At 67.9% G+C, this 26113-nt stretch carries 24 protein-coding genes; 13 read left to right on the top strand and 11 right to left on the bottom strand.

Features of this window, described 5'->3' with window-relative positions:
- Nucleotides 1–181 precede the first annotated feature (181 nt).
- From AC10V3_RS31080 to AC10V3_RS31065, 4 genes are all read right to left on the bottom strand, one after another.
- Nucleotides 182–1624 (bottom strand): NAD(P)/FAD-dependent oxidoreductase, encoded by a 1443-nt coding sequence (locus AC10V3_RS31080; RefSeq protein WP_022539227.1) that lies wholly within the window; start codon nt 1622–1624, stop codon nt 182–184.
- Between the two features lie 16 nt (nt 1625–1640).
- Nucleotides 1641–2048, bottom strand: coding sequence for a nuclear transport factor 2 family protein (locus tag AC10V3_RS31075; RefSeq protein ID WP_022539226.1), 408 nt, complete (start codon nt 2046–2048; stop codon nt 1641–1643).
- 128 nt (nt 2049–2176) lie between these two features.
- Nucleotides 2177–3730, bottom strand: coding sequence for a MocR-like pyridoxine biosynthesis transcription factor PdxR (pdxR, locus tag AC10V3_RS31070; RefSeq protein WP_041681829.1), 1554 nt, complete (start codon nt 3728–3730; stop codon nt 2177–2179).
- A gap of 61 nt (nt 3731–3791) precedes the next feature.
- The gene (locus AC10V3_RS31065; RefSeq protein ID WP_022539224.1) at nt 3792–5228 is read right to left on the bottom strand and encodes an amino acid permease; all 1437 of its coding nucleotides are present in this window, start codon (nt 5226–5228) and stop codon (nt 3792–3794) included.
- A 344-nt stretch (nt 5229–5572) separates the two neighbouring features.
- Here AC10V3_RS31065 and AC10V3_RS31060 point away from each other — a divergent pair, with 344 nt between their 5' ends.
- The 3 genes from AC10V3_RS31060 to AC10V3_RS31050 are packed head-to-tail and all read left to right on the top strand — an operon-like array spanning nt 5573 to nt 9186.
- Nucleotides 5573–6403: an IclR family transcriptional regulator gene (locus AC10V3_RS31060; RefSeq protein ID WP_022539223.1), complete on the top strand. Its 831-nt coding sequence runs from the start codon at nt 5573–5575 to the stop codon at nt 6401–6403.
- A gap of 48 nt (nt 6404–6451) precedes the next feature.
- On the top strand, nt 6452–7468 hold the full coding sequence (locus AC10V3_RS31055; RefSeq protein WP_041681828.1) for an AAA family ATPase: 1017 nt from the start codon (nt 6452–6454) through the stop codon (nt 7466–7468).
- On the top strand, nt 7465–9186 hold the full coding sequence (locus AC10V3_RS31050; protein ID WP_022539221.1) for a cobaltochelatase CobT-related protein: 1722 nt from the start codon (nt 7465–7467) through the stop codon (nt 9184–9186). Before AC10V3_RS31055 ends, AC10V3_RS31050 begins: the two co-directional genes overlap by 4 nt.
- A gap of 168 nt (nt 9187–9354) precedes the next feature.
- Here the strand turns inward: AC10V3_RS31050 and AC10V3_RS31045 are convergent, their stop codons facing one another.
- From AC10V3_RS31045 to AC10V3_RS31030, 4 genes are all read right to left on the bottom strand, one after another.
- A complete protein-coding gene (locus tag AC10V3_RS31045) occupies nt 9355–9657 on the bottom strand; it encodes a 2Fe-2S iron-sulfur cluster-binding protein (RefSeq protein WP_022539220.1) in 303 nt (100 codons plus the stop codon).
- Between the two features lie 40 nt (nt 9658–9697).
- The gene (locus tag AC10V3_RS31040) at nt 9698–10015 is read right to left on the bottom strand and encodes a hypothetical protein (protein ID WP_022539219.1); all 318 of its coding nucleotides are present in this window, start codon (nt 10013–10015) and stop codon (nt 9698–9700) included.
- A 1-nt stretch (nt 10016) separates the two neighbouring features.
- The gene (locus tag AC10V3_RS31035) at nt 10017–10367 is read right to left on the bottom strand and encodes a 2Fe-2S iron-sulfur cluster-binding protein (RefSeq protein ID WP_022539218.1); all 351 of its coding nucleotides are present in this window, start codon (nt 10365–10367) and stop codon (nt 10017–10019) included.
- An 85-nt stretch (nt 10368–10452) separates the two neighbouring features.
- Complete coding sequence (locus AC10V3_RS31030; RefSeq protein WP_490923879.1) at nt 10453–11991, bottom strand: hypothetical protein; 1539 nt, start codon at nt 11989–11991, stop codon at nt 10453–10455.
- A 451-nt stretch (nt 11992–12442) separates the two neighbouring features.
- On the opposite strand from AC10V3_RS31030, the gene AC10V3_RS31025 reads away from it, so the two are divergent.
- The 10 genes from AC10V3_RS31025 to AC10V3_RS30980 all read left to right on the top strand — a co-directional run bounded on the left by AC10V3_RS31025 (nt 12443) and on the right by AC10V3_RS30980 (nt 22368).
- Entirely contained in the window at nt 12443–13138 is a 696-nt protein-coding gene (locus tag AC10V3_RS31025; protein WP_051369981.1) for a sulfite exporter TauE/SafE family protein, read from the top strand.
- Between the two features lie 60 nt (nt 13139–13198).
- Nucleotides 13199–14131: an ornithine cyclodeaminase family protein gene (locus AC10V3_RS31020; protein ID WP_022539215.1), complete on the top strand. Its 933-nt coding sequence runs from the start codon at nt 13199–13201 to the stop codon at nt 14129–14131.
- Nucleotides 14132–14307: 176 nt separating this feature from the next.
- Nucleotides 14308–15039 (top strand): iron-containing redox enzyme family protein, encoded by a 732-nt coding sequence (locus tag AC10V3_RS31015; protein WP_010810360.1) that lies wholly within the window; start codon nt 14308–14310, stop codon nt 15037–15039.
- 25 nt (nt 15040–15064) lie between these two features.
- Entirely contained in the window at nt 15065–16510 is a 1446-nt protein-coding gene (locus tag AC10V3_RS31010; RefSeq protein ID WP_022539214.1) for an aldehyde dehydrogenase family protein, read from the top strand.
- A 28-nt stretch (nt 16511–16538) separates the two neighbouring features.
- Nucleotides 16539–17018: a GlcG/HbpS family heme-binding protein gene (locus AC10V3_RS31005; protein WP_013953475.1), complete on the top strand. Its 480-nt coding sequence runs from the start codon at nt 16539–16541 to the stop codon at nt 17016–17018.
- A gap of 52 nt (nt 17019–17070) precedes the next feature.
- Nucleotides 17071–18069: a 2Fe-2S iron-sulfur cluster-binding protein gene (locus tag AC10V3_RS31000; protein ID WP_022539213.1), complete on the top strand. Its 999-nt coding sequence runs from the start codon at nt 17071–17073 to the stop codon at nt 18067–18069.
- A 71-nt stretch (nt 18070–18140) separates the two neighbouring features.
- Entirely contained in the window at nt 18141–18848 is a 708-nt protein-coding gene (locus AC10V3_RS30995; RefSeq protein ID WP_022539212.1) for a GntR family transcriptional regulator, read from the top strand.
- A 253-nt stretch (nt 18849–19101) separates the two neighbouring features.
- On the top strand, nt 19102–19278 hold the full coding sequence (locus AC10V3_RS30990; protein ID WP_022539211.1) for a hypothetical protein: 177 nt from the start codon (nt 19102–19104) through the stop codon (nt 19276–19278).
- A gap of 255 nt (nt 19279–19533) precedes the next feature.
- Nucleotides 19534–21030, top strand: a complete 1497-nt coding sequence (locus tag AC10V3_RS30985; RefSeq protein WP_490923878.1) for an amidase — start codon at nt 19534–19536, stop codon at nt 21028–21030.
- 33 nt (nt 21031–21063) lie between these two features.
- Nucleotides 21064–22368, top strand: a complete 1305-nt coding sequence (locus tag AC10V3_RS30980; RefSeq protein WP_022539209.1) for an MFS transporter — start codon at nt 21064–21066, stop codon at nt 22366–22368.
- Between the two features lie 46 nt (nt 22369–22414).
- On the opposite strand, the gene AC10V3_RS30975 is transcribed toward AC10V3_RS30980, so the two are convergent.
- From AC10V3_RS30975 to xsc, 3 genes are all read right to left on the bottom strand, one after another.
- Nucleotides 22415–23185, bottom strand: a complete 771-nt coding sequence (locus AC10V3_RS30975; protein ID WP_022539208.1) for a sulfite exporter TauE/SafE family protein — start codon at nt 23183–23185, stop codon at nt 22415–22417.
- The gene (pta, locus tag AC10V3_RS30970) at nt 23182–24216 is read right to left on the bottom strand and encodes a phosphate acetyltransferase (protein ID WP_022539207.1); all 1035 of its coding nucleotides are present in this window, start codon (nt 24214–24216) and stop codon (nt 23182–23184) included. The genes AC10V3_RS30975 and pta overlap by 4 nt, the downstream gene beginning before the upstream one ends.
- A 117-nt stretch (nt 24217–24333) precedes the next feature.
- Nucleotides 24334–26100 (bottom strand): sulfoacetaldehyde acetyltransferase, encoded by a 1767-nt coding sequence (xsc, locus tag AC10V3_RS30965; protein WP_041682176.1) that lies wholly within the window; start codon nt 26098–26100, stop codon nt 24334–24336.
- Nucleotides 26101–26113 lie beyond the last annotated feature (13 nt).

Genomic DNA, 26113 nt, shown 5'->3' with positions numbered 1-26113 from the left:
CGGCGCTGTGCGGGCTGTGGAGGCGGTGGGGTCCGGTTTGGGTGTCGGTGGAATCCGACAGGGTAGGATCGTACTGCGACTGCGGGCTTGCTCCCCTACCCCGCGAGCGGGAGAGGGGAACGTTCAAGACGGGCGTCGGCAAGTGCAGGCGCTTCCGGCAAGCAATGCCGCCACACACCGCTCACAACACGTCATCCTTCAAGTGATACCAGTGGTAAAGCACCCGCTGCCCCATCCTCCGGAACGGCGCGAACATCTGCGATTCCACCATCTCCCGCACATTCGGGAACGGCAGCGGCGAACGGAAGATCGGCAGTTCCGGCAGCGCGGAGGCCTTGCCGGCAATCAACGCCGCCAGCCGCTTGCCAGCCTGCGCGGAGTACATCACGCCATTGCCGCCATAGCCCATCGCGTAGTAGATCGACTGCGCCGGATCCGGCTGCGTGATGCGCGGCATCATGTCGTGGCTGACATCGACCCAGCCCCACCACGAGTAATCGACCTGGATACCCTGCAGCGCCGGGAATTTGCGATACATATCCCCGATCAGCTTCTGCTTGTACTGTTCCTGCGGCGCGTCATTGCCGGTGATGGCGCTGCGGCTGCCGATCTGCAGGCGGCCGTCGGGCATCAGCCGGTAGTAGTGGCGCAGGATGCGCGTATCGGTAATGACCTGCGTCGTGCGGAAGTTGCACGCTGCGCGTTCCTCGGCGGTGAGCGGGCGCGTGACGATCGAGTTCGACAGGATCGGGAACAGCCGGTTCTTGAGTTCGCGATGCAGCGTCTGCGAGGTATAGCCGCCGGTGGCAACGCCCACGGCGCGGGCGCGCACGATGCCGCCGGGCGTGCGCAGGTAATGCACGCCGTTGCGAGTTTCCCAGCTGGTCACCGGGCTGGACGGATGCACCTTCGCACCGAGCTCGCGCGCGCGCCGCAGGTAGCCGAAGGCGAGCTTGCCGGCGTGGATGCCGATGCCTTCAGGTTCGTGCATGGCGCCGGCGGCCTCCTTGTCGTCGACGTATTCGCGTCGCACGGTGTCGGCATCCAGGATCCGCGCGTCGTAGTTGAATACTTCGCGCAGGACCTTGGCTTCCTTCTCCAGCGTGGGCATCACCTTGTCGCGGTGCGCGATGTACAGGTGGCCGCCCGGCTGCGGATCGCACTCGATGTCCTTGATCAGGCCCTTGAAGGTCTCCATGCCGGCGCAGATCTCTTCATGCAGGCGCAGCGCGGTATCGAGCCCGTAGCGCTGGATCCATTGCGAACGCTTGAGCCGCCCCGACGCGCATTGCGCCTGGCCGCCGTTGCGCGTGCTGCAGCCCCAGCTGACGCGGTTCGCTTCCAGCACGGTGGCCTTGATGCCGTACTCCTGCGCCAGGAAGATGGCGCAGGTCAGGCCGGTGAAGCCCGAGCCGATGATCGCCACATCGACGTCGATGTCATGCGTGATCGGGCCGTCGTCGGCGGGCGGCTCGCCGGCGGTGCCGATCCAGTAGGTCGGCGCGTATTCGCGCCCGTGTCCGGGAGTGGGGGTGTGCAGCGGGTCGTAGGCGGGGTCGTACGGCCGGGCTGGCGCGGTCGAGTGCTCGCCGGCCAGGACACTGCGGGGGACTACGGCTTGCATGGCGCGTCTCCTGTTCTCAGGCTGCGGGAGCCACTACGGGCGGACGGTCCTTGCGGTACGCGTTCTTGACCGCGATCTTGCCGTCGCGGAAGGTAAAGACGTCCACCATGCGCGCCTCGATGCGCGCGCCGTCGGTACGGGTGCCGCGGAAGGTCGATTCGCTGACGCCGCGGGCGCCGGCGACGAAGTGCTCGCCATCGACCCATTGCGCGTCCGGGAAGGTCTGCCACGCGAGCTGAAAGCCTTCGCGCACCGCGTCGCGGCCGATAAAGCTGCGGCCCAGCAGCTCGCCCCCGGCCACGCCGTGGAAGGCGCAGTCATCGGCCATGAAGCCCATCAGCGCGTCGAGGTCGTGGCGGTTCCAGGCGTCGTTGAAGGCCTGCAGCAGTTCGATGCCGGCGGCGTTGTGGTTCTGGTCGGACATGGCTTGGTCTCCTGAGTGTAGTCTGCCGATCCGTCCAGGACCGGCCATGACTCGAGGATAGGGAAGCCGGGCGTCGCGCTGTAGCGCCAGTTCGGGACAATCGCTTGGGCCAGCGACGCCGCCAGCGATCAGGCGGCGGGGCGCGCCCGGGAAGTGACGGCAGGTGCGCTGCCGGCGGCAGCCTGCAGCTCACGCGCCACGCAGGCCAGCACGCGGATGCCGGGTTCGATGCGGTCCAGCGAGATCGACGAGTAGCCCAGCCGGAAGCAGTTGCGCGGCGCGGGCTCCGCCATGAAGAAGACGCTGCCCGGCTCGATCAGCACGCCCTGCAGCTCCGCCAGCCGCGCCAGCGCATCGGCATCGAGCCACGACGGGCCTTCGATCCAGCAAGAGGCGCCCCCGGCGATCGGCACGGGCCGGAAATCGGGCATATGCGTGGCCAGCGCCGCCAGCACCGCATCGGCGCGCTCGCGGTGCGCCGCCGACAGCCGGCGCAGGTGCGCGTCATAGTGTCCGAGCGACAGGAACAGCGAGAACGCGCGCTGGATATAGGCCGACGGGTGCCTCAGCATCAGCCGGCGCGCGCCGCGCAACTCGGCGATCAGCGCCGCTGGCCCGACGATATAGCCGATGCGCAGCCCCGGCGCCAGGCTCTTGGACAGGCTGCCGACGTAGATCACGCGGTTGCTGCGGTCCAGGCTCTTGAGCGTGGGGGTAGGGTCGCCCTCGAAGCGGCTCTCGCTTTCGTAGTCGTCCTCGATCAGCACGAAGTCCGCGTCCTCGGCCTGGCGCAGCAGCGCCTGGCGCCGCGCCAGCGGCATGGTGACCGTGGTGGGGCACTGGTGGCCGGGGGTCACGTAGACGTAGTCGCAAGCGCGCTGCGCGTCGGACAACACCAGGCCGTCGCCGTCGACCGGCAGCGGCACCAGCTGCGAGGTATGCGAGCCGAAGATATTGCGCGCATCCGGATAGCCGGGGTCTTCGATGCCGAGCGGCGTGTCGGGACTGACCAGCAGGTCGGCCAGCAGGTACAGCGCCTGCTGCGCACCCACCGTCACCACGATCTCGTCGGCGCCGGCCCACACGCCGCGGCGTGGCAGCACGCGCGTGCGGATCTGCTGCACCAGCGATTCGTCGTCGCGCAGGATCATGTCCTGCGCCCAGTCGTGGATGTCGAGCACGCTGAGCGCCTTCAGGCAGCATTCGCGCCAGTCGGCGGTGGGGAACAGCACGGGGTCGTACTGGCCGTAGAGGAAGGGGTAGGGATAGTCGCGCCAGTTGGCGCGCTTGACGATATTGCGCTGCTGCGTGGGGCGGAACACGAAGCGCCGCTCCCAGTCGGGTTCGCCCGCACGCGCGGGCACCGGCTCGCCGCGCAGCGAGGCGACGCCGCTTACGCGCGTGCCGAGGATCTCCGGGTTGACAAAGTAGCCGCTGCGCTCACGCGCCACCAGGTAGCCCTCATCGACCAGCTGCTGGTAGGCCAGCACCACCGTATTGCGCGCCACGCGCAGTTGCGCCGACAGCTCGCGGCTGCTGGGCAGCGGCTCGCCCTGCGGCAGTTGCTCGTCGAGGATGGCCGAGACCAGCATCTGGCGGATCTTGCCCTGCAGGCTCAGGCCCGACAGCGCGTGCTGCTGGAACAGCTGGAACCACATCGTGGTGGGGGACTTGAGGCTCATGGGGCGGCAGGCGACACGGCGAAGCGCGCCAGCATACTGCACCGGCGCGCCGCGTCAGACATCAATACTCGTGCAGGTCCGGTCGGGGCATCTCTGCCAGCGGCACTACCGGATCCACGCCACGACGAAACAGTTGCCGCGCCGCGTACGCCACCAGCAGGATCGCCAGGCTGACCACGCCCAGGGCTAGCGGCGTGCGCTGGTCGGGAATGAATGCCATCGCGATCACGATGCCAAGCATGCCCAGGATCGCCACATAGGTGAGATACGGATAGCACCACATCCGCACGCGCAGCCGCTCCGGGGCTTCGCGTTCCAGGCGGGCGCGCAGGCGCAGTTGGGAGATCGCGATCAGGATGTAGACGAAGATCGCGACGGTGCCGTACGAGTTGACCAGGAAGGCGAACACTGTATCGGGCGAGACATAGGACATCACCACCGCAACGTAGCCGAACAGCGTGGCCATCAGGATGGCGCGCGTCGGTACGCCGTTGCGGCTCACGCGGGCCAGCGACTTGGGCGCGTCACCGCGGCGTGTCAGCGCGAACAGCATGCGCGACGAGGCATACAGGCCAGAGTTGAGCGCCGACAGCACCGCGGTCAGCACGATCGCGTTCATGATCTGCGCGGCGGCCGGCACGCCCATCACGTTCAGCGCGCTGACATACGGCGTGGCGATGCCGGTGGAATTCCACGGTACCAGGCACACCACCAGCAGGATCGAGCCGACATAGAACACCAGCACGCGCGTGATCACCGAGTTGGTGGCCTTGGCCACGGCCTTCTGCGGCTCGGCGGTTTCGGCGGCGGCGATGGTGACGATCTCGGCGCCGAAGTAGAAACCCGTGGCCGCGACCGCACCGGTCAGCACCGGCACGATGCCGTGGGGCATGAAGCCGCCGTTGGCGGTCAGGTTGGCCACCTGCATGCCATGCGCGCCCGGGGCCAGGCCCAGTACATAGACGCCCGCGACGAACAGGAAGACCATGATCGCGGCCACCTTGATCGACGCGAACCAGAACTCGAACTCGCCGAAGGATTTGACCGAGACCAGGTTGGTCAGCGTCAGCATCACCAGCAAGACGAGACTGATGATCCAGTTGGGGACGTCGGGCAGCCAGTAGCGCACCAGGTCGGCACCGGCCACGGCTTCGAGCGCCACCACGATGACCCAGAAATACCAGTACATCCAGCCGGTCAGGAAGCCGGCGAGGTTGCCCACCGCCGGGCGGTCGCGCCAGGCTTCGCGCGCGTATTCGTAGAAGGAGCCGCCGCCGGGCATGGCGCAGGCCAGCTCGCCCAGCATGCGCATCACCAGCACCACGAGCAGGCCGGTGATCAGGAAGGAAAGGACCGCGGCCGGGCCGGCCGACTTGATGACGACGCCGCTGCCGACGAACAGGCCCGCGCCGATCACGCCGCCGAGGGCGATCATGGTCATGTGGCGTTGCTTGAGGCCGTGGGATAGCCCGTTGCCGGACTGGGGTTGTTGAATCATGTTGTGTCTCCTGTGCTGCGCTTGCTGCCGGTACTGCGTTGCAGCCAGTACAGCGTTTTGGGCAGGCGCCACGGCTTCTCTTCTGTATAGGTGGCGGGGCAGTAATTACCAGCCTGTGCCAGCCTGGGGCCGTGGTCGGTTCAGTGTTCGCAATCCCGGGAGGGATCGGCTATCCGTCCATGTCGACTCGTCTCCGGTGTTCGCTTAAAAATCGGAACCATAAGTTCCAAAAAATAGTTCTTTTGCTGGAATGTAGGCCGTCGGCCGTGGAAGGTCAACCAGAAGTTTCGATAATTGATATGATTTGACTCTGAAAATGAAACTTACCTATGATGGAGCCAGGCATGAACGATATGCGCCTCACCAAAAGTGACGCCAAGCCTGACGGAGACACGCCGGCACTGCGGCTGTTCGGCCTGCTCGAAGTCATCGCCGAGAAGGACCAGGCCTTCAACCTGCAGGCGCTGGTGGAAGAGACCGGCCTGCCCAAGCCCACGCTGCACCGCATGCTGCAGCAGTTGGAAGCCGCAGGCCTGATCCAGCGCAACGGCGACGGCAGGCAATACGGCACCGGCCTGCGGCTGCGCCGGCTGGCGGAGAACCTGTTGCTCAACAGCACCTCGCACGGCGCGCGCCACATGGTGCTGCGGCGGCTGGTGGAAGAGGTCGGCGAGAGCTGCAACCTGACCGCGTTCTCGGGCGGCGAAGTGCTGTACCTGGATCGCGTGGAGACGGCGGCGCCGCTGCGCTTCTACCTGCATCCGGGCTCGCGCGTGCCGGCGCATTGCTCGGCCACCGGCAAGCTGTTCCTCGCGCAACTGGCGCCGGCGCAGCGGCAGCGGCTGCTGGGGCACGTGGAGCTGGAGCGCTACACGCAGAACACGCTGACCGACCACGCGCAGCTGGAAGCCGAACTGGAGCGCGTGAAGCGCGACGGCTACGCGATGGACGACGAGGAGTTCCTGCCCGGGCTGGTCTGCATCGGCGTGCTGGTGCCGGCCACGGACGGCGGCAAATCCAACCTGGGACTGGCGCTGCAGGCCCCTGTGATGCGCGTGGCGCGCGACAAAGCGCTGCAGCTGCTGCCCGCACTGCAGCGCGCAGCCGGTGCGCTGGCGGCGATCGAGGCCGACAGTGCCAGCGCCTGGCACGGCGGCGCGGAAGAGGACGAATAGCGCGCACGGCGTCACGCGGTTTGCTCCGCTGGTCGCGCTGCGCAAGGCATGGCGACAAGCAACGAGGAGCAAGAGGTGACGCAAGACCAGTTTGGCAAGCCGGACCGGATGATTCCGGTGCGCAGCGTGTTCGGCATCGATTCCGGCCTGATGGTGCCGGCCTTCAGCCAGCGCGACGACCACGTGCCGGAGATCGACCCGGCCTACCGCTTCCAGCCCGAGGTGACGCTGGCGATCCTGTCCGGCTTCATGCGCGACCGGCGCGTGATGGTGCAGGGGCTGCACGGCAGCGGCAAGTCGACCCATATCGAGCAGGTGGCCGCGCGGCTGAACTGGCCCTGCGTGCGCGTCAACCTGGACGGGCATATCAGCCGGCTCGACCTGGTCGGCAAGGATGCCATCGTGGTGCGCGACGGGCGCCAGGTGACCGAGTTCCAGGAGGGCATCGTGCCGTGGGCGCTGCAGCGGCCGGTGGCGCTGATCTTCGACGAGTACGATGCGGGCCGCCCCGATGTGATGTTCGTGATCCAGCGCATCCTGGAGCGCGACGGCAAGTTCACGCTGCTCGACCAGAACCGCGTGATCCGGCCGCATCCTTCTTTCCGGTTGTTCGCCACTTCCAACACGGTGGGGCTCGGCAACGTCAACGGCCTCTACCACGGCACGCAATTGCTCAACCACGCGCAGATCGACCGCTGGAACGTGGTGGCCACGCTGGACTACCTGCCGCATGACGAGGAGGCCGGCATCGTGCTGGCGCGCGTGCCCGAGCTCGACAACGATGCCGGCCACGCGCTGGTCGATGCGATGGTGGCGCTGGCGGGGCTGACGCGCCGCGGGTTTGCGGCGGGCGACGTGTCGGCGCTGATGTCGCCGCGCACGGTGATCAGCTGGGCCGAGAACTGCCAGATCTTCCACGATCCCGCGCTGGCGTTCCGCCTGACCTTCCTCAACAAGTGCGACGAGGCCGAGCGGCCGGTGGTGGCGGAGTACTACCAGCGCTGCTTCGGCCACCTGCCCGGCGAAGCCGCCGCAGCGCCCGCCGAGTCGGAGTCCGCGCGATGAGCGCCGCCGCGGCCGCGCAGCAACTGCGCCGGCGCCAGCGGCAGGATGAACTGTCCGGCGCCGCCGTGCGCGCGCTGACGGGCGACGCCGCGCTGCATTTCCGCGACGGGCAGCTTTGGCGCGCGATGCGGCCGGTGCCGCAGCATGCGCCGCACCTGCGTACCGATCCGGAAACCGATACCGCCACGTGCCTGCGTGGCGCCGCTGACGGCGCGGCGCTGCGCCAGGCGCATTCCGATGCCGCGCTGCATCGCCGGCTTTGCCCCGCCGATCCGGTCGAGCGCCTGGTGTTCGAACTGCTCGAACAGCTGCGTTGTGAGACGCGGTTGCCGCGCGGCATGGCGGGCGTGGCGGCCAACCTGCGCCATCGCTTCATGGCGTGGTCGCGGGCGTTCCATCGCTCCGGTCTGACTGAAGGGCATCTCGGCATCCTGCTTTACACTGTGGCGCAGGTCGCATGGTCGCGACTGACCGGCGAGCCGGTGCTGGAAGAGACCGAAGACCTGATCGAAGCCACGCGCGCCGCCATCGTGCCCGTGCTGGGCACATCGCTGGTCGGGCTGCGTGCTTGTCGGCATGACCAGTCGGCCTATGCGGCACATGCACTGGCGCTCGCCCGCGCAGTGGCGGAAATGGTTCGTACCGAAGCGCCACGTGCCGGCGAGGCTGACGACAACGCCGCTTCCGCCGCGCGCGCGGGGTTTGCGCTGTGGCTCGATTTCGACGAACCGCCCGCGGAAGACTTCGCCCTCGCCGATAGCGGCCACAGCCGCGTACTGGCCGAGGCCACCGATGGCTACCGCGCCTTCACCACGCGCTACGACCGCGAGGTGCGCGCCGCCACCCTGGTACGGCGCGCGCTGCTGGACGAGTACCGCACGCGGCTCGACGCCCGCATCGCCCGCGCCGGCGTCAACATCGCACGACTCGCGCGCCGGCTGCGCGCGGCGCTGGCGCAACCGCGCGTGGACGGCTGGTCTTTCGGCGAGGAAAGCGGCCGCATCGACGGCCGCCGCCTGGCGCAGCTGGTCAGCTCGCCTGCCGAGCGCAGGCTCTTCCGCCGTGAAGCACACAAGGCCCATGCGGATTGCGTGGTGGGCTTCCTGATCGACTGCTCAGGTTCGATGAAGGCGCAGGCCGAGCCGCTGACCCTGCTGATCGACATGCTCACCCGCGCGCTCGACCAGGCCGGCGTCGCCACCGAGGTGCTGGGCTTCACCACCAACGCCTGGAACGGCGGCCGCGCCCGCGCCGACTGGCTGGCGCGCGGGCGCCCGGCGCATCCGGGCCGGCTCAACGAGACCTGCCATATGGTGGTCAAGGATGCGCAGCGCAGCTGGCGGCGTGCGCGCACCGATATCGGTGCGCTGCTCAAGGCCGACCTGTTCCGCGAAGGGGTGGACGGGGAGGCGGTCGAGTGGGCCTGCGCGCGGCTGCATGCCACCGGCAAGGTGCGCCGCATCCTGCTGGTGGTATCGGACGGCAGCCCGATGGATACCGCGACCGGGCAGGCCAATGACGCCTGCTACCTCGACAACCACCTGAAGGCGGTGGTGGCGCGGCATGAGGCGCTGCGGGACGTCGAAGTGCTGGGGTTGGGGGTGGGGCTGGATCTCAGTCCGTATTACCGGCATACGCTGGCGCTGGATTTGTCGCAGCCGGTGGATATGGCGATGTTGGATGAGGTGGCGGGGCTGGTGGGGGCGCGGCGGCGGTGAGGTAGCCGGCTCTGTCTGGTTTTTCACTATGTACGCGTTACGCGTACATGACGGAAAGCTCGTACTAGCCGCTCTGGTGTTTGGGCCATCGTAAGCCCCATGCCTGACGCGGCCGCCTGGCGAGGGCCTCCGCCGTCAGCCACCCTCAGCAGCCGCTCACCACCACAATCACGCGCGCACCGCCTCCTTCGGCTGCCACGACACCGCGATGTCGCCATTGATAAAAGTCTGACAGGCCAGCCGGAACCCGGCGGCCAGCTCCGCCTCCGCCAGTAGCTTCTTTTCCTTCGGCTTGACCGCGTCGGTGTGCTCGTGGCCCTTTTCGATGCGGCACTTGCAGGTGCCGCACAAACCGCCGCCGCACTTGAAGGGGATGCCACCTTGCTCGCGCAGCGACACGCGCAGCAGGTTGCTGTTGACCGGCGCGCTGACCGTCTTGCCGTGGTTGGTGAGGAAGGTGATCTGGATCATGGCGATGAATTTGTTGCGTGACCACGTGAGGGCCGGGGGATCAGCACCGCCCGCATACGGCGACCGGCGTGGGCACCAGGGCGATGTCCATGCTGCCGAAGCTGGCCAGCTCGCGTAGCGCGGCGCGGGCGGCCTCCAGCGTGGCGTACTTGTCCAGGAACTTGGTCGACACCAGGTTGACGATGCCGGGCGGCGTTTCTTCCAGCACCCGCACCTTGGTATCGGCGGCCAGTTCGGCGATGACAAAGCGTGCGGTGCGCTTGCCATAGAAGACGTAGTCGTACGCTTCGACCGCGGTCATGCCCGCGGTGGGCTCGGTGCGGAACTGGCCGGGGCGGCTGGTGAGGAGGACGAACATGTCAGGCGTCCGCGCTGGCCGTGGCCAGGGTGCCGGCGGTGGCCGGGGCCGCGCTGGTCAGGTCGTCCTGCGCCAGTTCGATGTCGTGCTCGATCCAGAGCTGGCAGGCCAGCCGGTAACCCTGTTCGAGCCGGTCGCCGAGCTGCTTCTTTTCCTTCCAGTTGGGCGGCGGCAGGTGTTCGGCGCCGGCGATCACGCGGCAGGCGCACTTGGAGCACTTGCCCATGCCGCACTCGTAACGCAGGTTGGGGTAGGGAAACTGGCGAATCCCGGCGCGGACGACCAGGTTGGTCTGGGGCTTGACCTCGTCGACGAAGGTCTGGCCCTGCTTGTGGAAAGTGACTGTCGGCATCGTGCGGTTCCTGCCGGGTGGGGCGCCCACCCGGCGTCAAGAGAAGTCGGGGAAATCTGTCCGGCCTGGCGGCACTTGCGGCCGCCTACGACCACAACACCATGGCGGCCACGGTGGAGCAGGCCAGCCCGATCAGCACCGGGATCAGCAGCGCGCGCACCGCTTCCAGCACCGGCACCCGGGCGAAGCCGGCCACCGCGATCAGCGACGACCACGCCACCAGCGTGCCGCCGCCGGTCCAGACCGCGCCCATCTGGCCCACCGCGGCCAGCGTGGCCGGGTCGAAGCCGACCACCGGGCCGAGGGCGCCGGCCAGCGTGCCGGTCAGCGGCAGGCCCGCGAAACCCGAGCCGTCGATGCCGGTGATCATGCCGACCAGCAGCACGCCGAAGGCGACCAGCACGTGGTTGTCCGGGATCATGTGCTGGTAGGCCTGGATCAGTTCGAACAGCAGGCTCGGCGCCTTGCCCGGCGGCAGGCCCAGGATCTGCGCGGCGGTTTCGCCGGCGCCGACGAAGAAGAAGCCGGCGATCGGCAGCACCGAGCCCATCGCCTTGAAGGCGAAGACGAAGCCGTCGGTGATGTGCTCCGGGCACACGTCGAGCATGCGGCGCGGGCCTTCGGCGGCCAGCGTCGCCAGCAGCATCAGCACCGCCGCGACGCCGCCGACCAGCGCCGCCGCATCGCCGCCCTTGAGGTCCTGCACGCCAGTGCCGAGCTTGGGCAGCACCATGACCGCGACTACGGCGAGGAAGGCGACGGGCGTCACGATCGCGAAGCATTTCGACCACTTCACCCGGCGCCGGGCCACCATCGACAGGCTTGCTTCGATATTGCTGTCGGTGGCCAGCGGCTCGGCGTGGGCGGTGCCCTTGGCGATCTCGGCCTTGTCGAAGGTGCCGCCGCCTTCCAGCGCCTCGGCGGTGCCGCCGGCGCGCGCCTGCCAGCGGTCGAGCAGGGTGCCGCAGGCGGGCACGATGTGCTTGCGCATCGACAGGTAGGCCAGGCACAGCGCAATAGTGCCGGTGATGAGCGACAGCGCCAGCGCGCGATCGGCCACCACCGCGGCGCTCACCGCTGCGCCGGCCGCCTTGGCACTGATGCCGGGGGCTACGCCGATCACATAGTCGGACGACAGCGCCATGCCCTGGCCGGCGATGGCGATCGCCATCGCACCCGCCAGCGGCGGCAGCCCCGCCGCAATGGCGGCCGGCAGCAAGATCGCCGATACCAGCGGCACGGCCGGGGTCGGCCAGAAGAACAGGGAGATGACGTAGGTGATGCCCGCCAAGATAAAGAACGCCGAATGCCCGTTCTTCATCACCACGCGGAAGGGCTCGACCATGCGGATGTCGGAGCGCAGCGTCTTGAGCGCATTGAGCAGCGCCGTCATGAACGCGATCACCAGGAAGATATTGAACAGCTCCTTGGCGGCAACCAGGCTCGCGGAAAACACTCCGCCCAGCGCCGAAACCGGGCTGCCGGTGAGCGCAAACACGACCAGGGCGGTGCCGACGATGGAAGGGACGACAACATTGGCGCGCAGGATCATCGTCAACACGATGACTGCTACCCCTGACAGATAGATCCAGTGCGCGGCACCGATCACGACTTGTTGTGACATGAAGACTCCCTGGGGGCGGAGGGGTTGTGGGGCCCTGGGTTCCGTACCAGTTCTGGAACCCAGTGTCGGTATACTATATTCCAGTGCGAACTCGCGACAACAGGTTTTTCATCCGGACTTACGCCTATACCAGACTGGTGCAAGTTGCCCGAACGCCGCACATATATTGGCCCTGCGACGGTGCGAACGTCCTTTAAGTGGTGCGCAGACGGGATGAAACCGTTTGCTCGGCTCCGCTGTGACATGTAGACTGTATACCGTTTTGCGGCGACTTCCACACGAAGTGCGAGCAATATAAGCAGGAGGCGTGCCCCTTATGAGGCCGTCCGTCCGACGCGCTTCATTCGCGCCTTCCAAGCCGCTATTTCGACCTGCCGCCATGACCTCTGCCTTGCCCGCCACGTTGTTCTCCCTGCTTCCCGCCGGGCTCTCCGTCACCACTTATCTATGGATGGGTGCGCTCATCCTCGTGGGCGCCTGCCTGCAAGGCGTGGGCGGGATCGGCTTTGCGATGCTTTCGGCACCGCTGGGGGCAATCTTCTTCCCCGACCTCGTGCCGGGACCGCTGCTGGCGATGGGCTGCTGTCTCTCCTTGATGGGCGCGCTGCGTGAGCGGGAGGCGATCGCGTGGCGCATCGCAGGCTTCGCCCTGATCGGGCGCGCGCTCGGCGGGGCGGCGGCAGTGCTGACCATGGCGTGGCTGGCGCCGGGTCCGCTGGGGGTGCTGTTCTCGGTGTCGATACTTGCCGCCGTGGCGCTGAGCCTGCTGGGCTGGCGCCTGCTGCCGACCTCGCCCAATGTGACCATCGCCGGCACCCTGTCGGGCTTCATGGGAACGATCACTTCGGCCGGTGCGCCCCCGTTCGCGCTGGTCATGCAGCACATGGCGCCGGCGCCGCTGCGCGCCACGATGGGTTGCATCCTGTCCGGCGGCGCAGTGCTGTCGCTCTCCATGCTGGCGATGGCGGGGCGCTTCGGTTTGCCGCAACTGGTGCTGGCGGCGGCCCTTGCGCCATTCCTGTTTGCCGGCTTCGCGCTGTCGAACCGCTTGCGCGGGCACGTTTCGCCCGGGGCGGTGCGCCGGCTGCTGCTGGGTCTTTGCGCTGCCGGGGCGCTCGGTGTGCTCGGCCGCACTGCCTTTTCGTGAGGCTCTGGCCCGCAGAGATCTCCCTCTTTCCCTGTCCCCATCCCAACCAGCGGAGTCCCCATGCAGCACATCACAGACGCGATGATCGATGCCCACGTCAGCCCGGAGGATGCCCGGCAGGTCATGGAGGCAGCGTTTTCCAGCTTCGGGCGTGGCGACGCCGCGATGCAGGAGCGCATCCGCACCGAGGCGGGCGGCGTCAAGCTGTCCACGCTGGGCGCGGTGATCCCGCAGCAGGGCGTGGCGGGCGCCAAGGTCTACACGACCATCAACGGCCAGTTCTCCTTTGTCATCCTGATCTTCTCGGCCGACGACGGGCGCCCGCTAGCTTCGTTCGACGCCGGCGCCATCACGCGCCTGCGTACGGCCGCCTGCACCACGCTTGCGGCGCAGCGGCTGGCTCGGCCCGGTGCGCGCACGCTGGCGCTGTTCGGCGCCGGCATGCAGGGCGTGCAACACGCGCGCCAGCTTAGCGCGACGCTCGGGCTGGAGCGCATCCTGGTGTCTGATCCGCACGCCGATGAAGGCATGCCGGAGCGGCTGTCGGCCCTGTGCGGCATCCCGGTCGCGCTGACAGAGCCCGATGCTGCCGTGGCCGAGGCCGATATCGTCGTCACGGCGTCGCGCGCGACAACGCCGCTGTTCGCGGGCGCGTCGCTGCGGCCGGGCGCCTTCGTTGCCGCCATCGGCTCCAGCCTGCCGCATACGCGTGAACTGGACGACACCGCGCTGCGCCGCGCCGCCGCCGTGGTGGTCGAGTGGCGCCCGCAGTCCGTGCGCGAGGCCGGCGACATCGTGCTGGCCGATCCGCAGGCCCTTCCGCACGAGAAGATCGTCGAACTGGGCGACGTGGTCCTGGGCAAGGTGTCGCCGCGCCAGCGGGACGACGACATCCTGATCTACAAGTCAGTCGGCGTGGGGCTGGAGGACGTGGCGCTGGCGGGCTTCGCGTGGTCGCGGATCACTGGCGCGGCGGAGCGTCGCGCGGCCTGAGTCGCATTGCCCGGTCCGCCGCCGGGTAAACACTTACGTGATTAGTCAACGAAGCCCTTGTTGTCGCTGACTAACTGTATATAGTATACAACAATGCAGGGGTCGATCGATTCACGAAGAGACCCCGGCATCCAACCCACTTGATTGCCCCCCATCGCCAACCAGGAGCCTCCGCCATGGCCGAACTGATGAACCGCGAAGCATTCCGTGCCGCCCTCGAAGAAGCCATCAAAGGCAAGAGCGCCAACAAGGCGCCGTTCAGCGTGGCCTGGGCCAGCGGCAAGCTGACCCGCGCCCATCTCGCACGCTGGGCCGAGAACCACTATCACTACGTCGGCCCGTTCGCGGATTACCTGGGCTACATCTACGCGCGCACGCCGGACCGCTATACCGAAGCCAAGGATTTCCTGCTCGCCAATATGTATGAGGAAGAGATCGGCGGCGACCGCCATACCGACCTGCTGATCCGCTTTGCGGAAGCCTGCGGCACCACCCGCGAGCGCGTGATCGACCCGGACAATATGTCGCCCACCACGCGCGGCCTGCAGAGCTGGTGCTACGCCGTGGCCATGCGTGAAGACCCCATCGTCGCGGTGGCCGGCCTGGTAGTCGGGCTGGAGTCACAGGTGCCGTCGATCTACCGCAAGCAGACCCCGACGCTGCGCGACAAGTACCAGTTCACCGACGAGGAAGTCGAATTCTTCGACCTGCATATCGTCTCGGACGAGATCCACGGCGAGCGCGGCTACCAGATCGTGCTCGAGCACGCCAACACGCCGGAACTGCAGCAGCGCTGCCTGAAGATCTGCGAGATCGGCGCGCAGATGCGGCTGCTGTATACGACGGCGCTCTATCACGACTACGTCGAGAAAGAACTGCCGCTGCCCGAACTCGACATGGCCGCCTGAGCGCCGCCGCGCAACCGGATCGACGATGACCGTATTCCTCAACCATATCGACGGCGAATGGACGGCCTGCCAGTCGGGCCGTACCTTCGACAATGTCAACCCGGCCGATACCGCCGATATCGTGGGCCGCTTCCAGGCGTCTTCCGCGGTGGACGCGCAGGCGGCCGTCGCCGCCGCGGCGGCAGCGTTCGCCGGCTGGAAGAAAACTCCGGTCGGCAAGCGCGCCGCCATCCTTAACCGCGCCGCCGATCATCTTGAAGCCAATGCCGACAGCATTGCCGCCGAGCTGACCCGCGAGGAAGGCAAGGCGCTGGCACTGGCTCGCGACGAGGTGCTGCGCTCGGCCCAGACGCTGCGGTTCTACGCGGTGGAAGGGCAGACCTTCACCGGCGAGGTGTACCCGAACGACGACCCCGACCAGCTCGTCTACAGCCAGCGCGAGCCGCTGGGCGTGGTGACGGTGATCGCGCCGTGGAATTTCCCGGTGTCAATCCCGGCGCGCAAGATCGCCCCGGCGCTGGTGACCGGCAACACGGTGGTGTTCAAGCCGTCGTCCGAGGCGCCGCTGTCGGGCTACCGGCTGGCCGAGGCACTGGTCAAGGCCGGCCTGCCCAAGGGCGTGCTGAACTTCATCACCGGCAGCGCGGCCGAGATCGGCCCGGCCATCACCGAGGCGCCGGCTGTGCGGGCGATCTCGTTCACCGGCTCGTCGCGCGCCGGCGAGCAGATCCACCGCGCCGTGCCGCTGACCACGCGCACGCAGATGGAGCTGGGCGGCAAGAATCCGCTGATCGTGATGGAAGATGCCGACCTCGACCGCGCCGTCGATCTGACCATCAAGGGCGGCTTCTCGCTGTCGGGGCAGGCGTGTACCGGCACCAGCCGCGTGCTGGTGGCCGAGTCCGTCAAGGCCGCGTACACCGAGCGGTTGCTGGCGAAGGTCGCCACGCTCAAGGTCGGCAGCGGCATGACGGCCGGGATGGACCTCGGGCCGCTGGCCTCGCACAAGCAGCTGGAAACGGTGCTGCGCTATATCGATATCGGCAAGTCCGAAGCGACGCTGCTGTGCGGCGGCGCGCGCCTCGCCGGCGGCGACTTTGACAAGGGCTACTACGTGGCGCCGACCGTTTTCACCGACGTGACCCAGCAGATGCGGATCGCGCGCGAGGAGATCTTCGGGCCGGTGATCGCCATCCTGGGCTTCACCGACTACGCCGACGCCATCGCCAAGGCCAACGACACCGAGTACGGGCTGGCCGCGGCCATCGTCACCAGCAACCCGCGCTACATCCACCACTTCGCCACGGACATCGAGGCGGGCACGGTCAAGGTCAACCGCACCACCACCGGCAATCTGGTCAACGCGCCGTTCGGCGGGGTGAAGCGCTCAAGCACCTCGACCTTCCGCGAGTCGGGCCGCACCGGGCTGGAGTTCTATACGCAGGTCAAGACGGTCTATCGGGGCGCCTGAGCCCGGCCGTTACAAGGAGTCAAGAGACATGAAAAAAGCCATCAAGCTGGAACTGCGCGAAGCGCGCCACATGGTTGCCGCGGCGATCCGGCGCTCGGAGGAAATCGGCGTGCTGGAATCGATCTGCGTGGTCGACGAGGGCGGCTATCCGCTCGCGCTCGAGCGCATGGACGGCGCCCGCATCACCGGGCCGCAGATCGCATGGAACAAGGCGTTCACGGCCGCGGGGCACAAGCGCTCCACACACCTGTTCACCACGCCGCCCAACGGGCCGGCGCTGCCGGGCAATGAGGCGTTCGGCATCCAGTGGAGCTTCGAGGGCAAGTTCGCCGCGTTCGTGGGCGGCTTCCCGATCGTGGTCAACGACGAGGTGATCGGCGGCATCGGCCTGTCCGGCGGCAACGGCGAGCAGGATACGCAGGCCGGGCTGGCCGCGCTGCAGGCGCTGGCCGAGCTGCTGGCGCCGCAGGACCTGAAGGTGCTGGTGCAGGCCGACATCAAGAAGTAAGCCAGGCGGGCGCCGGCCGCCCGCCACCATTTCGAACACGCGCGGAGGTTCCATGTCATACCGCATCCAGATCGCCGAAACGCAGCAGGTCTTTTTTGTCGAACGGGGCGAGACCCTGCTGCAGGCTGCCGGGCGCGCCAGCATTGCCTTGCCGCACGACTGCCAGCTGGGTGGCTGCGGCACCTGCCGCATCCGGCTGCTTGACGGGCAGGTGCGGTATGACGAGGAACCGTTCGGCCTGGCGCCGGATGAGGCCGCTGCCGGCTATGCGCTGGCCTGCCAGGCGCAGCCGCTGGGCGACCTCGTCATCAGCACGGCGCGCGAGGACGAGGCGTGCGCCGAGCCGGCGCGTTATCGGGCGCTAGTGCAGGCGGTGCGGCCGTTGTCGGCTGACGTCTTGCATATCGAACTGGAGGTGCCGGACGCTGGCGCGCTCGACTATCGCCCCGGCCAGTACCTGAAGCTGCTGAGCGACGACGGGCGCGCGCGCAGCTTCTCGATGGCCTCGGTGCCGCGCGACGGACGGGTCGACCTGCATGTGCGGCGCATCCCGGGCGGTGCCTTCACCGACGGCATCCTGCCGCAAATGAAGGCGGGCGACGCGATTGACATAGAGCTGCCGCTCGGCACCTTCTTCTACCGCGCCAAGGATTACCGGCCGCTGCTGATGGTGGCCACCGGCACCGGGCTGGCGCCGATCAAGGCGATACTGGAATCGCTGATGGACGATCCCGACTGCCCGCCGGTGTCGCTCTACTGGGGCATGCGCCAGCCGGAAGACCTGTATCTGCATACCGATATCCCGACATGGGGCGAACGCCTTTACGACTTCCAGTACATTCCCGTGCTGTCCCGCGCCGGCGCCGACTGGCAGGGCAGGCGCGGCTATGTGCACGACGCGGCGCTGGCTGATCTCGGCGATCTCAGCGAGCACGCCATCTACCTGTGCGGCTCGCCTGACATGATCCGTGACGCCCGTGCCGCTTTCCTCAGGCGCGGGGCAAGTTCGGATCACATCTATGCGGACAGCTTCACCTTCCAGTATTGTTAAGACATGGCGGTATACAGGGACCGGCTGGTATACAATAACGCCAGCCTTTCCGCTTACGCCTTTGCCGACTCATGTCCCTCACTCCATCTCCTGCCGCGCCCGCCGAGCCGCTGAGCCTCGGTGCCAGCCACTCGCCGCTGTTCGCCCTTGTCACCGACAAGCTGCGCGAAGGCATCCTGAACGGGAAGTACGCGCCAGGCGAACGGCTGGTGGAAAACAAGCTGTCGGCCGAACTGGGCGTGTCGCGCATCCCGGTGCGCGAAGCGCTGCGCGCGCTGGCCAGCGAAGGCCTGGTGGTAATCGAGCCGCGCCGCGGCGCGACGGTGGCCAGCCTGTCGCCGGTGATCGCGCGCGAGATGGTAGAGGTGCGCGCCACGCTGGAAGGCTTGAACGCCAAGCTCGCCGCGCAGCGCCGCGACCCGGCGCTGGTGGCGGAACTGGAAACCGTGCTGCGCCAGGGCATGGATGCCGCCGCGCAGGGCCGCGCGGATGAGCTGCTTGCCCTCAATACCCGCTTCCATGAAGTGCTCGGCACCATCGCGGCCAACAGCGTGCTGCAGGAAATGATGCGTTCGCTGCGCGAGCGCACCGCGGTGCTGTTCGGACCGGCCAACGTGGTGCGCGCGCGCCAGAACTGGGACGAGCACGCCCAGATCCTGCAGGCCGTGATCGCGGGAGACGCCGACCTTGCCGCGCTGCTGGCCGCGCGCCATGTCTACAGTGCGGCCAAGGCAGCAGACTTGCCGGTGGACGGGCAGGGCAGGGCAGAGGCGGCCTGAGGGCGTCGTGCCCGGCTTGCGGGCAAACTGATCGCTGGCCGCTCCCGTCCGACGTTCTTGCAGTAGGCCTCTCTCCATTTGGTGCGGCGTACGCCGTGCCGGATGTCCAGCCGCGTTACCGCGCGCGTCGGTACTTTCCTGGTTCTCTTCCCCTTTCGTTGCATGCCCGGCAATTGGGCATTGCATGCGCCGTCATGACGCATTGCACCAACTTAGGTATACTGTAGGCATTCCAGATCAATAGGGATTTACCATGCAGTCGCCCGAGCAATGCTATCTCTCGCAATCCGTCGGCCAGCAACTGTTGCGCCACTTTGCCGCGCGCGATGCCGTCCGCCATGCGACGCCGCTGCTGCCGCTACGCCTGCGCGATATCGGCCGCTTCCTCGTGGCCCTTGGCGGCCGCACGCCGAACCGTGGCCATTGCTGATCCAGCCTGATTGACACGGCGGCGCCGCCGCGCCGCCGCTGCCTCCCGGCGCGCGGCCTGCCCGCCGACGGCTCTCCCCAGCTGTCCACTCCACCGCTGCGCTGTCCAGCGCGCCGGCACGCGCGCCCATATTCGTCTTGCTCTCTGCGCGAGAGTGAATATAGTATACCAACGCAAGCGCAGCACTTCCCGAAGCCTGTCCTATACGCCCCCACCGCGTCCCATTGCTGGCGCGGATAACGACAAGGAATCAACGTGAACCTGCCTGACCGGAGTGCCGGCGGTTTTCCGCCGCTATGGGAGGTGGCACAGCAGCTCGCTGCCGGCCAGGTCTCTTCGGTGGAACTGGTGGACGCCTGCGAGGCGGCCTGGCGCGACTGGCACGGCGTCATCAATGCGCTGGTGCTGTCGGACTTTGGTGCCACCCGCGCCGCCGCGCTGGAAAGCGACCGGCGCCGCAGGGCGGGGCAGTCGCGCGGCGTGCTCGATGGTGTGCCGTTCTCGGTCAAGGAATCGTTTGACGTCGCCGGCTGGCCGACCACTTGCGGCAATCCGGCCTTGCACGCCCGCGCGGCCCAGCGCGACGCCGTAGTGGTGCAGCGCCTGCGCGAGGCCGGCGCCGTGCTGCTCGGCAAGACCAACGTCCCGCTTGGCCTGCGCGACTGGCAGAGCTACAACGCCATCTACGGCACCACCCGCAATCCGCACGATCCGTCGCGCACGCCGGGCGGCTCGTCCGGCGGCAGCGCGGCGGCGGTGTGTGCCGGCCTGTCGTATTTCGATGTCGGATCCGATATCGGCTCCTCGCTGCGCAATCCGGCCCATTACTGCGGCATCTTCGCGCTCAAGCCCAGCCATGGACTGGTGCCGCTGGCCGGCCACGGCACCGGTCCGGCCCGCTTCGGCGAACAGGACATCAACGTAGCCGGCCCGCTTGCACGCAGCGCGCGCGACCTCGAACCGGTGCTGCGCGCCATCGCCGGCCCCGACGGCGACGATGCGCTTGCGTACCGCTTCGACCTGCCAGTTTGCCCGCACCGCCGGCTGGCTGACTTCCGCGTCGCCGTGCTGCCCACCCATCCGCAGGCCGAAGCCGACGGCGAGGTCGCCGCGCAGATCGAACAGCTCGGCCACTGGCTGGCCGGGCAGGGCGCCCGCGTGGACTTGCACGTGCGGCCGGACTTCGACGCCGCCGAACTGTGGTACGTCTACGTGACCCTGCTGCGGGCCACCACCGCGGTGCACATGGACGAAGCCGCTTATGCCGATGCGCTGGCCCACAGCGCCGCCGCCGCCGCGGACGACCATTCCTATGCCACCCTCCAGTACACCGGCGCGACGCTGAGCCACCGCGACTGGCTGCGCCTGCAAGCCGCCCGCGAGCGCTTTGCCGCGGCCTGGCGTCGCTTCTTCTCGGCCTATGACGTGCTGCTGTGCCCCGCCGCGGCCACCACCGCCTTCGCGCTGAACGAGGAGGGCGAGCCCTGGCAACGCCCCGTCACCGTCAACGGCTGCGCGCAGCCGATGACCACGCAATTGTTCTGGGCTGGCCATTCCGGGCTGTGCGGGCTGCCTTCGGCGGTCGCGCCGATCGGCCCCGGCACTAGCGGCCTCCCGGTCGGCGTGCAGATCGTTGCCGGCCGCTACCAGGATCTCACCGCCCTGCGTTTTGCCAGCCTGCTGGAAGACGCGGGCTACGCGTTCCGGCCCCCGCCGCGGCCGTCTGTCTTGCCGGCGGACTACAACAACTGAGCCACCACACCACACACACCACAGGGAGGGATCATGTTCGACTGGTTCCGTGATTTGTCGCGCATGGAGCGCAAGGGCTTTTATGGCGCGTTCCTGGGGCATGCGGTCGATGTCTTCGACTTCATGATCTATTCATTCCTCATCTCCACGCTGCTGGGGCAGTGGGGCATGAGCAAGTCGACGGCGGGCGCCATCGTCACCTGGACGCTGGTGTCGTCGCTGGTGGGTGCGATCGGCGCCGGCATCCTGGCCGACCGCTACGGGCGCGTGCGGGTGCTGCGCTGGACCATCGTGGTGTTCGCGGGGGCCTGCTTCCTGTGCGGACTGGCGCAGTCACCGGAGCAGCTGATGCTGTTCCGCATGATCCAGGGCCTGGGATTCGGCGGCGAGTCGTCGCTGTGCATGGTGCTGGTGACGGAGATGATCCGCAACCCGGCCCATCGCGGCAAATACTCGGGCTTTACCGCCAGCAGCTACTCCTTCGGCTGGGGTGCGGCGGCCATCGTGTATGCGATCGCCTTCAGCGTGCTGCCGGCCGAGACGGCGTGGCGAGTCTGCTTCTTCCTCGGCATCCTGCCGGCGCTGGTGGTGGTCTACCTGCGCCGCAACCTGGAAGAGCCGGAAATCTTCCTGAAGACCCGGGCCGCGGGCAGGCAGGGGACGGCACTGGCGGGCCTCGGCCGGCTGTTCCGCGGGCCGCTGCTGTCCAAGACCTTGCTGTGCAGCCTGCTCTCCGGCGGGATGCTGGGTGCGTATTACGCCATCGCCACGTGGTTGCCTACCTTCCTCAAGACCGAGCGCGGCCTGTCGGTGTTCGGTACCAGCTCTTACCTGGCGGTTACCATCATCGGCTCATTGATCGGCTACGTGGCGGGCGCCTACGCTACCGACCGCTGGGGCCGGCGCCTGACCTACATCGCCTTCGCGGCCGGGGCGTTCCTGGCAGCGCTGGTCTATATGGTGATCCCGGTGTCGAATACGTCGATGCTGTTCCTTGGCTTTCCGCTCGGCATCCTGATGCAGGGCGTGTTCGCGGGCATCGGCGCGACCATCTCCGAGTCTTATCCCAACGATATACGGGCGACGGGGTATGGCGTGTCGTATAACGCCGGGCGGGTGATCGGCTCGCTGTTCCCGCTGTCGGTGGGGTGGCTGAGCACGGGGCACACCTCGTTGCCGATCGCGATCGCCATCGTGGCGGGAGTCGGCTACGCGATGGTCGTGGTCGCCGCGGTGCTGCTGCCAGAGACCACCGGCATGGATCTGGGGCAGGCCGGCGGCGGCGGGGACCAGGAAGAAGCCGCACCGCTGGCGCGGCCGGCGGGGACGGTCGCCTGAGGAGGCGTTGCAGGGCGTGGCGGATTAAGGGCGCACCCCGGCGCCCTTACCGCACCCAGCCCGAAATCGCCGGCAACATCAGGCTGACCCCGATCCCGATCAACACCCCGAACGCCACCCGCCGCGTCGTGGTCGGCGAAAACGGCGGCGGAAAACGCCGCCCCAGCAGCGTGGCGATCACCACCACCGGCACCCCGACCGCGGCCTGCAGCCAGATCGTGGCATCCAGTTGCCCCTGCCACGCCGAGAACAGCGTGCGCACGGTGGAAGTCACGGTAAAGACCAGGATCAGCGCGCAGCGGATTTCTACCGGCTTCATCGGCTGCCGGTAGAACTGGAAGATCAGCGGCGGCCCGGACACGCCGAACATGCCGCTCAGCAGCCCGCCGAAGACCCCGCTCATGAAGAAGCTGCCGTCGCCCGAGCGGCGCGGCAGCGGGTCGGGCTTGAACGCGGCGCTCAGGCCGCCGTACAGGATCACCGCGCCGAGCAGCAGTTGCAGCAGCGTGGCGGCGCTGGAACTCAGGTACTCCAGCACCAGCACGCCGACCAGCACCGACGGCAGGATGCCGATGGCGGCGGCGCCCACGGCGCGCCAGTCGATATGCTGGAACTTGCCGGGCAGCGCGCAGGCGCTGTTGGCCAGCGTGACCAGGCTCACCACCGCGGCCACGGTCGCCACCGGCGCCAGGCCCAGCCCGCTGGTGGCGCCCATCACGATCATGCCCAGGCCAAAGCCGGTCACCGTCTGGAAATAGGTGCCGGCGCCGAGCAGGGCCTGCAGGCCCAGCAGCGGCAACAACAATTCTGCTTTCATGCGGCCGCCTGCTCGCCCTTGCTGGCCTGTTCCGCGGTGGCTTGCGCCTGGACCACGGTGACGGCGATGACATGGAACACATCGTCGGCGCTGCAGCCGCGCGACAGGTCGTTGGCCGGCTTGTTCAGGCCCTGCAGCATCGGGCCGATGGCCTTGGCGCCGCCGACGCGCTCGGCCAGCTTGTAGCCGATATTGCCGGCTTCGAGGTTGGGGAACACCAACACATTGGCGCGGCCGTTGACCTGCGAATGCGCGACCTTGCGCGCGGCGATCTCGGCGACGATGGCGGCATCGAGCTGCACGTCGCCGTCGATGGCGAGGCCGGGGCGCTGCGCGCGCACGCGCTCGGTCGCGGCCACCACCTTGTCCACGGCGGCGTGGTGGGCGCTGCCGCTGGTCGAGAACGACAGCATCGCCACGCGTGGCTCGTCCATCAGCAGCGCGCGGGCGCTGTCGGCGGCGGCCATGGCGATATCGCCCAGCGCGTCCGCGTCAGGGTCCACCACCAGCCCGCAATCAGAGAAGATCAGCCCGCCCTTGAGCGTATGGAAGGGCTCGCACAGCATCATCAGGAAAAAGCTCGACACCAGCCGGAAACCCGGGGCCAGCCCGATCAGCTGGATCGCGTTTCGCACCACGTCGGCGGTGGTGTGGTCGGCGCCTGCCACCGAGCCATCGGCGTGGCCGAGGCGCACCATCAGGTTGGCGAAGCACAGCGGGTCGAGCACCGCGCGTTTGGCTTCGTCGAGCGTCATGCCCTTCTTCTGCCGCAATGCATAGAGCTGCTGCGCGAAGGAAGGCGTCAGCGCGGAGGTGGCGGGATCGACCAGCGTCATGCCGTCCAGCGCGATGCCGTGGATGGCCGCGGCGGCGTTGATCTGGCGGGCGTTGCCGACCAGCACGATGTGGGCGATGCCTTCCTGCGTGGCGCGTTGCGCGGCTTGCAGGATGCGCGGGTCTTCGGCCTCGCACAGCACGATGCGGCGGGGGGCGGCGCGGGCGCGGTCGATGATGCGGAGGATGGGTTTCATGGTTTTCTCTCAGAAATGAAGAAAGGGCCGAAGCCCTTGCTATGCCGGTGGTTTGCTCCCCTCTCCCGCAAGCGGGAGAGGGGGCACACAGTCAGCTAGCGAGATGCAACAGCCTGATCAGACGTAGTCCTTGTACTTGTCCAGGTAACGCACCGGCTTAGCCAATGCATCGCGGCGGAACGGATCCCCCAGCTCACGCGTGCACATGATCTCGATGATCGTGGTCTTGCCATGATTCATCTGCAGATCGATCGCACGCTTCAGCGCCGGGCCCACGTCTTCCAGCCGATCGACCACGATGCCTTCCGCACCCATCGCCTTGGCGATGTCGGCAAAGCTCTGGTTGTCCAGCTCGCCCGCCACAAAGCGGCGATTGTAGAAGTCCACCTGGTTCTTCTTCTCCGCGCCCCACTGGCGGTTGTGGAACACCACCGCGGTCACCGGGATGTTATGGCGCACGCAGGTCATGGTTTCCATCAGGCTCATGCCCCAGGCGCCGTCACCGGCGTACGACACGGCCGGGCGGTGCGGTGCCGCGACCTTGGCGCCGATGATGGTCGGGAAGGCGTAGCCGCAGTTGCCCCAGCTCATCGCCGCAAAGAAGCTGCGCGGTTTCTCGAAGCGCAGGTAGCTGTTGGCCACCGAGTTGATGTTGCCGATGTCGGTCGACACCATCACGTCTTCCGGCATGGCCTTTTCCAGCTCGCGCAGCACCTGGCGCGGATGCAGGTAGTGGCCGCCGGTGGGCGTGCGTTCGTTCTTCTGCTCTTCGATCATGTCCAGGCTGTACGCGTCGCGCTCATGCGTCCAGTCGTCCAGCTCCTTCTCCCACGCGGCCTTCTCGTTGGCGATGTCGGTGGCGCGGGCGTCGCGGGTGGCGTCGCAGGCCAGCGTGCGGCCGGCCAGGCGCTGGGTCAGCGCGACCGCGGCGGCCTTGGCGTCGCCACAGATGCCCACCGAGATCTTCTTCACCAGGCCCAGCATCTTGTGGTCGGCGTCGATCTGGACGATCTTGGCGGTCTTGGGCCAGTAGTCCATGCCGTGCTGCGGCAGCGTGCCGAACGGCCCCAGGCGCGAGCCCAGCGCGATCACCACGTCGGCGCGCGAGATCAGCTTCATCGCTGCCTTCGAGCCCTGGTAGCCCAGCGGGCCGCACCACAGCGGGTGGCTGGCGGGGAACGAGTCGTTGTGCAGGTAGCTGTTGACGACCGGCGCGCCCAGGCGCTCGGCCAGTGCCTTGCATTCCTCGATCGCATCGGCCATCACCACGCCGCCGCCCGAGATGATCACCGGGAACCTGGCGTTGGCCAGCAGCTCGGCGGCTTCATTCAGGCTGTCATCGCCGCCGGGGCCGCGGTCGAGGCGGCGCGGTTGCGGGATCTCGGCGGTGATCTTGCCGTAGAAGTGGTCGCGCGGAATGTTCAGCTGCGTCGGGCCCATTTCCGACATGGCGCGGTCGAAGCAGCGCGCGGTGTACTCGGCCATGCGCGCCGGGTTGGTGACGTGGCCCTGGTACTTGGTGAACTCCTGGAACATCGGCAGCTGGTTGGCCTCCTGGAAGCCGCCCAGGCCGATGCCCATGGTGCCGGCCTCGGGCGTGACGATCACCACCGGGCTGTGGGCCCAGTAGGCGGCGGCGATCGAGGTCACGCAGTTGGAGATGCCCGGGCCGTTCTGGCCGATCACCACGCCGTGGCGGCCCGACACGCGGGCGTAACCGTCGGCCATATGGCCGGCGCCCTGCTCGTGCACCACCGGGATCAGGCGGATGCCGGCCGGCGCGAAGATGTCCATCGCATCCATGAAGGCCGAGCCCATGATGCCGAACATGTCGGTCACGCCGTTGGCGGCCATCGTTTCGACGAAGGCTTCGGACGGGGTCATGGTCTGCGGGCCA

Source organism: Cupriavidus sp. PB-02 (genome assembly GCF_058252315.1).
Note: the sequence above shows the minus strand (reverse complement) of the source record. Positions and strands in the feature narration are given on the sequence as shown.